Origin of the sequence: Shewanella abyssi (assembly GCF_023284025.1) — a bacterium.
GTDB lineage: Bacteria > Pseudomonadota > Gammaproteobacteria > Enterobacterales > Shewanellaceae > Shewanella > Shewanella abyssi.
In genome coordinates this window covers 1-13,348 of sequence record NZ_JAKIKR010000052.1, presented here as the reverse complement: position 1 = coordinate 13,348, position 13,348 = coordinate 1, and the positions used below count along the sequence as shown (strand labels likewise).

At 46.4% G+C, this 13,348-nt stretch carries 11 protein-coding genes; 2 read left to right on the top strand and 9 right to left on the bottom strand.

The genetic code is table 11. The annotated features are described in order from the left end of the window. Positions 1 to 144 precede the first annotated feature (144 nt). Entirely contained in the window at positions 145 to 3,108 is a 2,964-nt protein-coding gene (torS, locus tag L2755_RS18020) for a TMAO reductase system sensor histidine kinase/response regulator TorS (protein ID WP_248982067.1), read from the top strand. Between the two features lie 117 nt (positions 3,109 to 3,225). On the opposite strand, the gene L2755_RS18015 is transcribed toward torS, so the two are convergent. The 9 genes from L2755_RS18015 to L2755_RS17975 form a co-directional block, all read right to left on the bottom strand. Beyond that, positions 3,226 to 3,537, bottom strand: coding sequence for a hypothetical protein (locus L2755_RS18015; protein WP_248982066.1), 312 nt, complete (start codon positions 3,535 to 3,537; stop codon positions 3,226 to 3,228). A 136-nt stretch (positions 3,538 to 3,673) separates the two neighbouring features. Then, entirely contained in the window at positions 3,674 to 4,033 is a 360-nt protein-coding gene (locus L2755_RS18010; protein ID WP_248982065.1) for a VOC family protein, read from the bottom strand. A gap of 182 nt (positions 4,034 to 4,215) precedes the next feature. After that, positions 4,216 to 4,602 carry a VOC family protein gene (locus L2755_RS18005; RefSeq protein ID WP_248982064.1) on the bottom strand — a complete coding sequence of 129 codons (387 nt, stop codon included), beginning with the start codon at positions 4,600 to 4,602 and terminating at the stop codon, positions 4,216 to 4,218. Between the two features lie 55 nt (positions 4,603 to 4,657). Beyond that, positions 4,658 to 4,939 carry a hypothetical protein gene (locus tag L2755_RS18000; RefSeq protein ID WP_248982063.1) on the bottom strand — a complete coding sequence of 94 codons (282 nt, stop codon included), beginning with the start codon at positions 4,937 to 4,939 and terminating at the stop codon, positions 4,658 to 4,660. A 352-nt stretch (positions 4,940 to 5,291) separates the two neighbouring features. Further along, positions 5,292 to 5,951, bottom strand: a complete 660-nt coding sequence (gene torD / locus L2755_RS17995) for a molecular chaperone TorD (protein ID WP_248982062.1) — start codon at positions 5,949 to 5,951, stop codon at positions 5,292 to 5,294. Continuing rightward, positions 5,948 to 8,440 carry a trimethylamine-N-oxide reductase TorA gene (gene torA, locus L2755_RS17990; RefSeq protein ID WP_248982061.1) on the bottom strand — a complete coding sequence of 831 codons (2,493 nt, stop codon included), beginning with the start codon at positions 8,438 to 8,440 and terminating at the stop codon, positions 5,948 to 5,950. Before torA ends, torD begins: the two co-directional genes overlap by 4 nt. Positions 8,441 to 8,454: 14 nt before the next feature. After that, positions 8,455 to 9,633, bottom strand: a complete 1,179-nt coding sequence (torC, locus tag L2755_RS17985; RefSeq protein WP_248982060.1) for a pentaheme c-type cytochrome TorC — start codon at positions 9,631 to 9,633, stop codon at positions 8,455 to 8,457. A 42-nt stretch (positions 9,634 to 9,675) separates the two neighbouring features. Then, the gene (torE, locus tag L2755_RS17980; protein ID WP_248982059.1) at positions 9,676 to 9,846 is read right to left on the bottom strand and encodes a trimethylamine N-oxide reductase system protein TorE; all 171 of its coding nucleotides are present in this window, start codon (positions 9,844 to 9,846) and stop codon (positions 9,676 to 9,678) included. Positions 9,847 to 10,188: 342 nt separating this feature from the next. Next, a complete protein-coding gene (locus tag L2755_RS17975; protein WP_248982058.1) occupies positions 10,189 to 10,518 on the bottom strand; it encodes a DUF2956 domain-containing protein in 330 nt (109 codons plus the stop codon). 211 nt (positions 10,519 to 10,729) lie between these two features. On the opposite strand from L2755_RS17975, the gene L2755_RS17970 reads away from it, so the two are divergent. After that, on the top strand, positions 10,730 to 12,625 hold the full coding sequence (locus L2755_RS17970; RefSeq protein WP_248982057.1) for an ABC transporter transmembrane domain-containing protein: 1,896 nt from the start codon (positions 10,730 to 10,732) through the stop codon (positions 12,623 to 12,625). Positions 12,626 to 13,348: the final 723 nt, after the last annotated feature.

The following is a 13,348-nucleotide window of genomic DNA, read 5'->3' as shown; positions in this document are numbered from 1 at the left end:
ATATGTGATTAATGGAATTGGTGTTACATGTTAATGTGAGTCAATATTGTAACAGCATAACGTAAAAGAGTGAGCGCTTTGTATCTGACTCCATCATCGCGACCCAGATTATCATTATCAAGAAAAAGCCTAATAGGTCGCTTGATGCTGGCCTTTAGTTTATTGGCACTGTTGTTATTGCTGCTAGTGACGTTGGGAAGCTTAAGTTTGCACTGGGTGCAGCAAGCTGATCAATATCTTTACGACAAAGCACTACCTGCATCAGAGGCTGCGCGTCAGCTGGTACTCTCAAGTAATGCTCTGGCCGAAAATGCCAAGCTATTAGGGCAATCTGAACTCGAATCTCAGCGGCAACTCGTCGGCCGAAAGCTGTCCATTAATAGTGCGTCAATGCTTAACGCTATCGGCGTGTTAAAAGCCTTGAATGTCAATTTTGACTTAAGCCTTGAGCAGAGCGCTGCGGATATTATTCTTGACGTGTCCCATCTTGGCGAGCAAGTGGGGCAGCGCATTTTGGCGGCTTACCAACTGCAGCTCCAAGGTAAAGCGCTGGTGGACGCAGCCAACGAAAGTACAGAGTTGCTACTGGCTGAGCTGGCAATTGTCGACTCGGGCATCTTATCCAAAATCAGTTTGGCCTATCCGCAAGCCGTAGGCGTCGAGCAAACCTCAATGCTGCTCGATACCTTAATCGAGCAAGATATTGATATTCAAGAGCGCCTTAACCGTGCCCTCAAAATTGTGCATGACATTGCATTGATGGGGCAAGTGTTCCAGTCGCTAGAGTTAGATAGTGGCATTTTTAAAACTTTGGCCAAAAACGATAGCCAATTAGCTCAGCTTGGCGTGTCCATTTCAGCTTTGAATGATCCAGCATCAGATGCAGGCGTGCGCTATTTTGCCTCCTTGATCAGTCTTGCCAATATTATCCGCGATCCAGTGAGGTCAAAATCTTTTGCAAGCCAGGTCAGTATGTTACGAAAATTGCCCCAGAGTATTTTGCTGCAAACACAACATACTCAACTTAATCAAACGCAAGAGTTACAACTGCAAGCCCTTACCGATAAGTTAGATGCGCTAAATGGTGCGGTCGATGCCGCAATGCGGTTCCAGCGCATAGAAGCTGATAAGGCGAGAGTCGATTATCTTAAGCAGCTAACTTGGTCTAAGTTGGGGCTTTTGCTGACAGGTTTTTTGATGCTACTGGTCATCGCTGTTGTGGTTTATAAGGTGATCTACCAAGGGATAGCGCTTAAATTGAATGCTGCCACTAGGGCGATGGCGCAGCTGAGTCTGGGCAATACTGACGTCACTATCGATACCGCCGGTGATGATGAGCTTGCGGCAATGGCCAGCGCCATTAAAGCCTTTAAGCAGAAGACCGAACATAACCTTAAACTGCAGGCCGAGCTTCGCGATACTGCTGCAGAGTTGTTTGAACATAAACAGGCGTTGGAAGCGACCGTTGAGGCGCGTACATTAGAGCTGGCTGAGGCTAATGTTCAGCTTGATAAAGAAGCCAAAGGCCATGTACTCGCCCGCGATATGGCGGAGCAAGCTAACCAAGCCAAATCACTGTTTTTAGCCACCATGAGCCATGAGATCAGGACGCCACTAAACGGGTTGCTGGGCACGTTAACGCTACTCGGCCACTCAAACCTACCGCCAGCACAACGGCAGATGTTGGCACTATCACAATACAGTGGCACGCTGTTGCAAACAGTACTCAATGACATTTTGGATTTCTCCCGCCTTGAGCAAAGTAAGTTGGCTAATGAGCCTCGAGCGGTGGATCTTGCTGAGCTACTCGATGAAGTTGCCGCCATCATGCTAGCAGGCGCAGGCTTAGCTGGCTTGACCTTGGTGGCAAACTATCAAAACTTACCAAAGTGGGTCTATATCGATGGTCCTAAATTACGTCAGGTATTGTTTAATCTACTCGGTAATGCCATTAAGTTTACCCCTCAAGGAACCGTTGAGTTGTGTGTCGCCGTTGAGCAAGAAACACTGACCTTTAAGGTACAAGATAGCGGTGTTGGCATTGGTGCTAACGCAATGAAAAAACTATTTAAAGCCTATAGTAATGAGCCCAGTAAAGGCCGCGATCGTGGTACTGGGCTCGGGCTGGCAATTAGTAAGCAGCTAGTTGAATTGATGAGCACCAGCGCAGATGCAGCAAAGGCATTATGGGTAACCAGCCAAGTGAATCAAGGCAGCAGTTTTGGTTTTTCATTGCCGCTTATTGAATGCGCAGGGCCAGATGTGGCGCAGCAACAACAAGCTGTGCTCGTCAGCGCCAAGCGGGTGTTGGTGATAGAAGACAACAAGATAAATGCGATGGTGGCGCAAGGGTTTTTAGCGCATCTTGGCCATCATTCCGTGTTAGCCACTAGCTGTGCGGCCGCAAGGCTAGCCTACACCAAATCTAGCGCGAGTGAGTTCGATGCGGTGATGCTTGATATTCAGCTTGGTGATGGTTCTGGCCTCGAACTGCTCGAGGAGTTACAACAGATCAATACTCAGATAGGACACTCGTTACAGATAGCGGCGTTTACCGCGCAGCTGCAGGCTAAGGATATGGAGAACTATCACGCTAAAGGCTTTGATCAAGTCTTGATGAAGCCGCTGGATATGCAGGCGTTAACCGTTTGGCTTGGACGAGCAGTCGAGATTGATAAATTAAATGCTAATGCTTTAGTCCCTGCTGTATTTGAACCTGAAATAGTACTTGAACCTGAAATCGTACTTGATGATGAGGTTATGCCAAACGGTCATTTAGCGCTATTAGATGACAGCCAGCTTATCCAAGATATGAGTTATCTAGGTAAAGATGCGGTGATTGAGCTGTTCGAGCTTTATCGTGAGTCTAGCCAAGCGCATATGATTACACTTGCGAACGCACCGCAAGATTTCGAGCGCATATTGCATGGGTTGAAGGGCAGTAGTGCCAGCATGGGGTTAACGCAGCTGGCGGCAGCATGTGGTGATATCGAGCAGTTGCACGTGTCTGTTATTGAATATCAACAGGGCCAACATCAACCGCTGTTTGCCTTATGGCAACGCTCATTAGATGCCTTATCGCTGTGGTTAGGTAAGCAGGAAGAATAGTTTTGCTTACGCTAAAGCCTATTTCAACGGCTCTATTTAAATAGCTTTGTTCTGAGACATTGGTTCATAAGTGAAAGCTTGAGAGAGCGAATTTAACAGCTCTCTCATTGTTTGAACTTAAATAGCACTATTACTTGTACTTGCTAAAGCCTCTTCAAAGTTCAGTGGCTTGGTTTTTAATTTTCTGGTGATTCTGTCTATTCGGTTGGTGTAAGCGGTTTTACACTCTGCTGACTTATCTAATTCACGCTTTTTAATCTCATCTGTAATAGCCCAAGCCCATTCTGAATGATACTTAAACGTCTTGTCTGCAAGCTCGGTGCAGAGTTCAAAATCTTTGAACTTGCCAACCCTTTCGTCAGGATCACCAAGAAAGACGGTGCAAGCTGACAAACTGATTAATAACGGGGCGATAGCGATGATTTTCACTTGCTTTCCTTTTCAAGTATTTGCTATTGATAAGCACGAGATTATTTTGACTATAAACTAATGTAAACAGCTAAAATAAACAAGTAGTTGCGGGTATTTCACCATGAATTTTCTGGGTGTCTTGCTGCATTGTTTGTTAGCGAAAAAGCTCAAACAGCTCATGAACGATGCCTGACGGGTCTTTAAAGGCGGCATAGCGGCCCCAATCATTCTGATTAGGTGACTGATGAATAAACTCAACGGCGTGACTTTTTAGCTCGACAATTTTGTCATCAAGATTATCGACACTAAAAACTAGCGTTGAATTAGCATTGTAACCGTGCTGGTACTCAAGTGCGGGCAAAGTACCTTGAAACATTAGTACCGCATGATTTCCAGCTAATAGCTTGAGGCAGTTGTCAGTTTCAGACACTAACGTAAGCCCAAGTATATCAAGATAAAACGATTTCGATTGTTGCAGGTTTTGCACTATGAGTAAGCTTGATGGATTATCCATATAAGGTTAAAACGCCCTGTCTTTGAAGTTGAATGAAAATAGCTTCGCTTGCTTGCTTAATTAGTGATGTATGCCACTGCCATAAAATGTGTTGGAGCACGCCTTTCCTCTTGTTTCTTGAACATATTCATCCTTGTTTAATTCGCTTGTATTCCGTTAATGGCTGAGCGAAGAGCTGCGGTCTATTGCCAAGTATTGACATTTTCGGCAGTGTCGAAGTCCTTTCTCTGTGGGTTGACCACGCAAAATCGATGGCCTGTTGGCGCTTGCATAACAACCCAGCGGGCAAATGTTTCTATCACGATAGCGCCAATCTCCGTTAAGCGTTTAACCTCGGAGTCGATGTCGTCAGTTTCAATATCGAGATGAACTCGACTCTCGTGGGTTGTTTTCTGAATCAAGATCTGCGGCTGATCATCTGGTGTTTCAAGATGTGAATAGCGAGTAGACCACTCTTTATCTGAGCGCACGCATTGCGCGCCTAAGGCCTGCTCCCAAAAGCGATTTGCTTGCTCAATGTCATCCACTTTACTGTCTAAAACCAATGCGGCTAATCTACTTTTATGCATAAAACCTGCTTGCGTAATATTGTCATTGTGGAGGTTAATTACTTGGCAATGCTGACTATATTTTTGCCACGAGTCTGTTGATGACTTCATGGGCTTCTTTCAAGCCCGCACCAGTTTCTTTGCGGTATAACCTAATGGCAGTAAGCTTTTTACCTAAGGTGACTGCGGTTAATACCTCTTTGGATACATGCAGGCCTTCATCAAAGACAATGCCATTATTTTTCAGCAATGTGTCGATTTTATTTTCGATGACTCGCAGTCTTTTATCGGTTTCTTGTGAACGATAGATGTAAAAAATGAGTACAAAAATAGCAAGGATTAGGATTGACTCCTCCATGATGTAATCTCTCCTTTGACCCATAGGTCTTTGTTCGAATGACAACTTAACGGGTTAAATGCAGATCTGGTTAGCTTTTTATAACACCTTGGAATTGCTTAGGGAAGCGAGGAGAGCTGCAGGTTAATATTTTTACAGTCAATTTGGCTAGGTGATGATCACTATGTGCAGCGCTAACCAATAATAAACCCTAAAAAAGGAATGCTGATTTAGATGGTGGGCGGGTTATTTTAGGACAGGCAAAAATGCCGATAATGACATAATCATTATCGGCATTTGTATATTTATTGCCAAAGCCTATAACCAGTATCGCTTTGTCAGTGGCTATCGCTATCAGCCCTTATTTGAGGTTTTAGCTTTCGCTTTCAAGCCACTCAACATCGGACTTAACCCAAGCAAGTGTCAGTTGTGCTAACGCAATATAAAATTGACCAGTATCGACCTTGGCCACTTTTGCCACAAAAGTGCCTAACCAGTTAGCCAGATTGTCACCGATAAACTGCAACTGTTGTTGGTTACTGCTATGCGTGTTGATATGTGCCACATAAGCCAAGATCACCGCCAGATGGTCGGCGGGCTCTGGGAACTCACTCTGTACCTGCAGCTGACTCTGCTTTAAAAACTGTGTCATCTGCTGATGTTGCTCACCAAATAGCAGTGGCTCATCCCCTTTTGTTACGGGTTTGTCTGTCAAACTTTTACTTGTTAAATACAGACTAGCGTAAGGCGAGGCACTGTGTTTGGTCCCGACCAAAAACAAACCACAATAATCGGCTGCAAGCTCTAGCAGGGCTTTGTCGCTATTGAGCTTGGCAAACTCAGCCACTAGTACATCAACATCTGCTTTGAAGTCAGCCTCAGCGGCAAGTTGTGACCAAAACGCTTGCGCCTGAGTACTGGTCAACTCATGTAATGTCTTATGATCTATCTCTTTCGCAAACAGCGATGAAAGCAACTGATAAACAGTACTTCTTGCTTGGTTTACTGGGTTAGCTGCTGTTTCAGTGCTCATAGTGCTATCTCAACGGGTCCGCTAAATGAACTGACACTCGGTACTTTACCTTGATACTTTTCAAATTCAACCAGACAAGTATAGGCCGAGCACGCTTGAGCAAGTTTTGAGGTGCCGATATCTTGGGTCAAGGTGTTCGGATCGCCATAGCTGCACAGTGCACCAATTTCGGCGCCACCCTCTTTGCTGCCATCTTCGCCAACAGGACCATACCAAGCACCTTCGTGAATACGAATGACTCCTTTAGGGAAGTTATTTGACACGACGGCACCAGCGAGCAGTTGACCGCGGTCGTTAAACACTCGAACCACATCGCCCGCTTTTATGCCGCGTTTCTTGGCATCATCAGGGTTCAGGTAGACTGGCTCACGCCCCTTTACAGTGTAAGTTTCACGGAACGCTTCTGACTCACACATCTGTGAATGCAAACGCTTATCTGGGTGGCAAGACTGCATCCACACTGGGAATTTGTCTGACCCGGGGCCGCCATGGCTGCGCTCAGATTTTTCCATCCAGGTTGGGTGACCAGGGCAGTCATCATATTGATACTGAGCAATCTTGCGGCTAAAGATCTCAATCAAGCCAGAAGGCGTACCTAATGGGTTAATTTCAGGATCTTCTCTAAAGGCTGCATGACGTGTCCAAGGTTTACCCTCGCCAAAGTGGACGTAGCCCTCTTTCCAGAATGCATCAAAGTCTGGCATATCAAACTTACCCGCATTGGCATTTTTACAGTCGCTGTAAAGCTTGTTGAGCCATTCACGCTCTGTCATACCCCGGGTGTACTCTTTCTCTTTACCCATAAGGCGGGCAAAGCGAGTGAAAATTTCAAAGTCTGACAAGCTATCAAATAGCGGTTCAACCATCTTTTGCATCGCGAGTACACCGCGGTTGGCATAACTGCCGTAGACATCGATGTCGTTGCGTTCAAACGTAGTACATGCAGGCAGAACGATGTCTGAAAAACGACAGGTTGCAGTCCAGTTCATGTCGATGGTCACCACACATTCAAGCTTTTGGAACGCCTGCTTCATGCGGTTACGATCTTGATGGTGGTTCCACGGATTATTACCAGAGAACACCATCATTTTAATATCTGGGAAGGTCACTTTTGAGCCGTTTGAATCAATGGTTTTACCGGGTTCTAAAATGGCATCAATCCAGCGTGCCACCGGAATGGTGCTGCTAGTGCCTTTAAAGTCATTGCTATCAAACAGTGGTTTTTGGTCCTCATCTACATTGCGTGGGAAAGCGCCAGGCGCCGCCGCACCCGACGATGGTACGCCAATGCTTGAGTAGTGGTGACCATAGCTAATACCGCCGCCAGGTAGCCCAATTTGCCCCGTCATTGTGGCCAGTACTGCTGCCATCCAATAAGGTTGCTCACCGTGTTGCTGACGCTGGATACACCAGCCCATTAGCATTTGAGTGCGACCTTTGGTCATCACTTTTGCTAAGTCGCGGATGATCTCAGCAGAAACGCCAGTGATCTCAGCAGCCCATTCAGGTGTCTTCTCAACGCCATCAGTTTCGCCTTGGATATAAGGCAGGAACCGATCGAACCCTAAGCTGTAACCCTCAATGAATTTAGTGTCATGGAGGTTTTTAGCCACCATTTCGTGGGCGATACCTAGCATTAATGCCACGTCGGTTTGTGGGTTAACGTATAGCTGCTCACAGCCTAAATACTGCTGAGTCTTGGTCACAACAGGGTCAATACTAATAACGCGTATTTCACCCTTAGCCACTTTCTCTTTCAATTCGGCAAGGTAGGCATATGACTCATGGGTCTCAGCATTCCAGCCTACTTGTAAGTTCTTATATGGGTCGTTTGACCACAAGATAATAGTCTTAGAGTTCTCAAGAATGAGTGGCCAAGAGGTACCTTGAGCGTACACCTCAGTTGAACCCAAGATGTAAGGCAAAATGGTTTGCCCCGCACCGGTTGAGTAGTCGCCAACCTTTTTAACGAAGTTGCCATGCATGCCAACAGCGCGTTGCATATGACTGGTGCTTGAGTGCAGCTGGCCAGTTGCACGCCAGCCTGTTTGACCGGCATGTAGCCCAGATGGACCATATTTAGTTTGCACTTCATCAAGGGAGTCTTTAAACAGAGACAGCGCCTTGTCCCATGTCACTCGTACAAAGCGGAAGTCGCCTCGTTGAGTGGTATCGCTGTTGTGACCCTTGAGTAAAAAGTCCAAGCGTACCATAGGGTAACGTACACGCGACGGGTTGTAGACCAAGCCTTTGACACCGTTAATCATGTCGCTTGGATACTTGTCTCGGTCAAAGGGAATGACTTGGTCAATCACGCCATTCTTACGTTTCATTTTGAAGGCGCCAAAGTGTGAGCCCGTGGTTAACCAACCTTCGCTCGCCTTTGCGCCTGATGCCGCTAACGCATTCAATGGCGCTAGGACAGATGAGCCGCTAAGGACAACATAAGATGTGCCGACTAGGCCTTTTAAAAAGTCTCTTCTTTTCATAATGTGATGTCCTATTAGTGAGCCGACTTATTGAAAGTTGATGAATGCTCTTGTAAGTACTTTTGCACTAAAGCCTGGGTATCTTGGTCCATGTTGACGAAGGCGATCATGCCCTGGAACATACCTGGCCATGTATTGGCGTCAAAGTGGCTTTCGTCTGGCTGGGTATGACAAACGCTGCAACTGGTGCTGTAGGTGCTGCGGGCATAGTCCCAAAGAGGCTGTAAGTCGCTAAGCAGGTAGTCTGTATCGGTCCAAATCACCGCTTCTACGCGCTGCCATTTAAGGCCGGTCATTGGATCTTCTTTCTCTTCGAAGGTTTGGATGACACCCTCTTCAAACGCCGCATCTTTGGTAAGTTGAGCCGACAGAATATTTAGGCCGAAGTCGTAGTAGATCACGCGACCGGCACCAATTTTCTTTCTCCAACCGTCGATGCCAATTTTGGCGCGGTTACCTTTAAGTGCTAACACTTTCACTTTAGTGGCGATGTTTAGCGTACCGGCTTCAACGTCGGTTTTCTCGTTGAAGTAAAGTGGTTTAGTGAGTGCGCTGAAGTAGCTTTGATCAACCTCTAGGCCGTTAACGCCTGAGCCGACTTCTGCAATCAGTTCTGGTGCCCGAGCGGTGCCCATATCAGGTAGCTTGTGAGCTATGCCTTTGTGGCAATCGATACAGCTTTGGTCTAACTCTGCCGCGCGCTTCATCTGCTTTTGCGCCAGCTTAGACATGTCTTCCCACTTCATTGAATCGTAGTTATGGCAATTTTTACAGGCCAGCGAGTTATCACGGTCAAATCGCTTCCACTCACGACTGGCCATCTCTAAGCGTTTCTCTTCAAACTTCTCAGGCGTATTGACTGACTGCAGTAACCAGCCCCATACATCGTGAGAAGCTTCAATTTTACGGCCCATCTTACGGCCCCATTCATGGGGTACATGACAATCAGGACAGGTTGCGCGAACGCCAGAATGATTTGACCAATGCACCGTTTCTTGCAGCTCTTGGTAGGGCATGCTTTCCATGCCATGGCAGCTGATACAGAACGCTTCGGTGTTGGTCGCTTCGAGTGCGGTGTTAAAACCACCCCAAAAGATAATGCCCATTAGAAAGGCTGAAACACTGACTGAGCCCAGTGTGAGGTATTGTGCTGGTTTGTTTAGTGTGCGCCAGATGTTAAGTAACCATCTCATAATCGCATCCTCATATATAAGTTTAAAAAAATGAAGTCGGGGTTAGTGAGCGACAACGCCACCAAATGCTTGGATCATCCAAATGATGAAGCCATACGTGCTAACAAAAGCGATGCTTAACGCGGGGAATAAAATGAAGATGATAAAACTCACAGCTTTAAGCTCATCTTTCTTGTGACTCTTTTGCTCGTTGGGGGGATTTTGATTTGTCATGACCGTTTGCTCCAGCTAACCCTTTCTTTGATGGAGTCATTATAGGGAGAGGTTGTGAACAGCGATGGGGGTAACAATGAACAAGTTAAGACAAGTTATGACAAAATATGAACAGAATTTAAGAGGGGTGTTCTTTGAGTTTTTGGGATGGATTTTTTGAATTTGTTTTTAGTTGCTTACCAACTATTTCTTTGCAGGAAGCTATAACGCGAGGAAAACCAGGTTGCAGGCTAAAACAAGCTAATGACTAAATTGTCTCACCACGCAAAAGATGCGCGGCGAAACGGTGATTATGTTGATGTTATCCTTATAACGCGAACGTTATAACGCACAAAGCACGGACTAGTTGCTTATGACGATATAGCTGATAAAACCTATCCAGCTTAGGGTCAATAATCCCCAAGGCAGGTAGGGGCTGGCCGCGCGATCTTCTATGTTGTTCTCGACCTCATGCTCATTTTCAGTGGCGCGGGCTTTAGCACGAACCTGCTGTTTCTTCTGTTTGTCGCGAACGCGAGCTTTGCCTTTTTGCTGTTTCTTGTATTCGGCAATGCCTTTTTCTATTCCAAGGGCAACGAGCTTGGTTTGCTCTTTTGTCTGTCCTGGTTTTTGAATCGATTTTGCTACTTTCATTGCTTCATTTTTGGATTCGTCTGAGATCTGCTGTGCCATATTTTATGAATGCTTAGCTAAGAGTGAGCTCACTATAATATGAGTTCATTAATCATCTGCCTACTTATTTCTGACTGGATTTTTAGTCAAATACTCAAATAAACCTGTTTGCATATTCACGTTCCAAAAATGTCCCGCTCTTATGCGGGTTTTGTTATTCTAATGTCGTTTACTTTTTAATTTAATCTCGTTTGAGATTAAGGATATTGCATTGAGCCAACAAACATCTCCGGTCTCCTCTCAATCTTCTGAGACTACAGCAGCTAGCAAGTCGCCAAACACGGTCGCTAACGATAAAACAGCCACAGGATTTGATCCTGTCAGTCGCCGGGCTGTTTTGCCGTGGATAGGCACTTTTCTAAAACCTTATCGCGCTAAAGTGATTGCAGCGATTATCTTCCTGTTCATCGGTTCGCTAGCATGGCTGTCGCTTGGGCAAGGCGTACGCTTGATGGTCGATGAGGGGTTTTTACAAGACAATGGCTCCCGTCTAAATCAAATTATCCTGCTGGTGGTAGGAATTACCGCCCTTAGCAGCAGCGCTATTTTTTGCCGTTTCTACTTAATGACTTGGCTAGGTGAGCGGGTAAGCGCCGATATTCGCTTAAAAGTGTATGACCATCTGCTGAAACTCTCGCCGGGGTTTTACGCAAAGCTGCGCACAGGCGAGGTGATCTCGCGCTTTACTGCTGATTCTACCTTGCTGCAATCGGTGGTTGGCCAAAGTTTGTCGATGGCACTGCGATCCAGCGTTACTGTGATTGGTGGCATCGTGATGATGGCGATTACCAGCCTTAAAATGACCGGCTTAGTATTACTCGCCGTGCCTATGGTATTGGGGCCTATCTTCTTTTTTGGCAGAAAGGTACGCGACTTGTCTCGCAAGAGCCAAGACAGAGTCGGCGATTTAGGCGCTTATGTCGATGAAACGCTGCACGAGATCCATACTGTGCAAGCCTATTCCCACGAAGACAGAGACCGAGAGCTGTTTAACGATAGGGTAGAAGCGATTATGGACGCCGCTAAAGGGCGGATAATGTACCGCTCAATTTTAATCTCACTAGTGATGTTTCTGAGTATCTTAGCGATTGCCCTGGTGACATGGGTAGGGGCGCACGATGTAATGAGCGGCAGTATCACCGGTGGTGAGCTATCGGCCTTTATGTTTTATGCGGTGATGGTGGCAGGTTCAGTCGCCACCATTAGCGAAGTTATTGGCGAAATTCAACGTGCAGCAGGGGCTACTGAGCGGCTCATCGAATTAGTTGAAACTCCGATTGATATTCCGACCGTTGCCGAGCCGCAGTCCTTACCGGCAATGGTGCGTGGAGAGCTGGCGTTCAAGCAGGTGCATTTTGCTTACAGCAATATCCGTGAAGGGGGCGTTGAACATGGCGGTGAGGGAGATGTTATCCGCGGTTTAGATATTCACATTAAACCTGCTGAACGGGTTGCCTTGGTCGGCGCTAGCGGGGCTGGCAAGAGTACCTTGTTCGAGCTACTGCAGCGTTTCTATGTATTAAAAAGTGGCAGCATTGAATTAGATGGGGTTGATATTGCGCAGTTGAGCCCGCAATCATTACGTCAGCAATATGCATTAGTACCACAAGAGTCGGTGATCTTTGCCTGCAGCGTACTGGAAAATGTGCGTTATGGGCGTTTGGACGCCACTGAAGCCGAGGTGAAGCAAGCTTGTATTGCCGCCAGAGCGGATGAGTTTATAGCTGATTTTACCGACGGCTATCAAACTTATTTAGGCGAGCGAGGAGTGCGTTTATCTGGCGGACAAAAGCAACGCATAGCGATTGCTCGGGCGATTCTGGCTGACCGTCCTATTTTGCTGCTCGATGAAGCCACCAGTGCGCTCGATGCTATTAGTGAGCAAAAAGTAAAACAAGCCCTCGATAGCTTGATGGTGAATAAAACCACCCTGATCATCGCCCATAGGTTAGCCACGGTGATCAATGCCGATCGTATTCTAGTGCTGGATAAAGGCCAGCTAGTGGCCAGTGGCACCCATAAAGAGTTGATACAAAGCAGTGCGCTTTATCGTGAGTTTGCCAGTCTGCAACTGCTTACTGAGGATGCTGCAGGGTTATCGAGTTAAGCTATTTTTTATGGTTAATCCTTAGCCCTTAAGCCGTAACCTGAACTTTATAGCCTACGGCCATTAACGGTTCGGCTTAGCTCTGGAGTCGGTGTATTCTGTTAGTTCTGCAGTCGATTGGCTTTTATGTTTCTAAATTGAAAACTCAAATGCTGAGAGTTTGCGCTTTTATAACCCAGTGTAGATACGGCCGTGACCGTCCATGACATGGACGTCATGGCCGAGCCTCCACGGATGGACTTGTAGCGTGTCACGGAAGTATCTGCACATACGCCTGCCGCAGGCAATTGGAACCACTTTCGCCAGAAGTTAACATATTTGTGCCCCAAAGCGATTTGACTGCTCTATCAGCTATTGTTTTTCCAAATCTAAATCTAAGTCAAAGTCGTGGCGCTTCGCCCACGCCCGAGCCAAGGGGTAAAGCGCTTGTACCCCTTGACGAACCCTCAGCGCCCCGGCGAAGTTTCTGAAAAGCGAAAATTCCAACGGGGAAGATGGTGTTTTCAATTATTTTGTCGTTTATTGATGGACTCAGCATCTTAAAATTAAAAATTAAAAATTAAAAACTAAAATGCCGGATGATTACGCTTTTCGAAACCAGTGTAGATACGACTGAGGCCGTCGGAAACAGGGCCAATTCTGTTCCATACAGAATTTGGCATTTCCTCCGTCCTTGGAGGTCAGATGTTTTCGTTGAGCCCACAGGGATGTGTTCACGGCGAG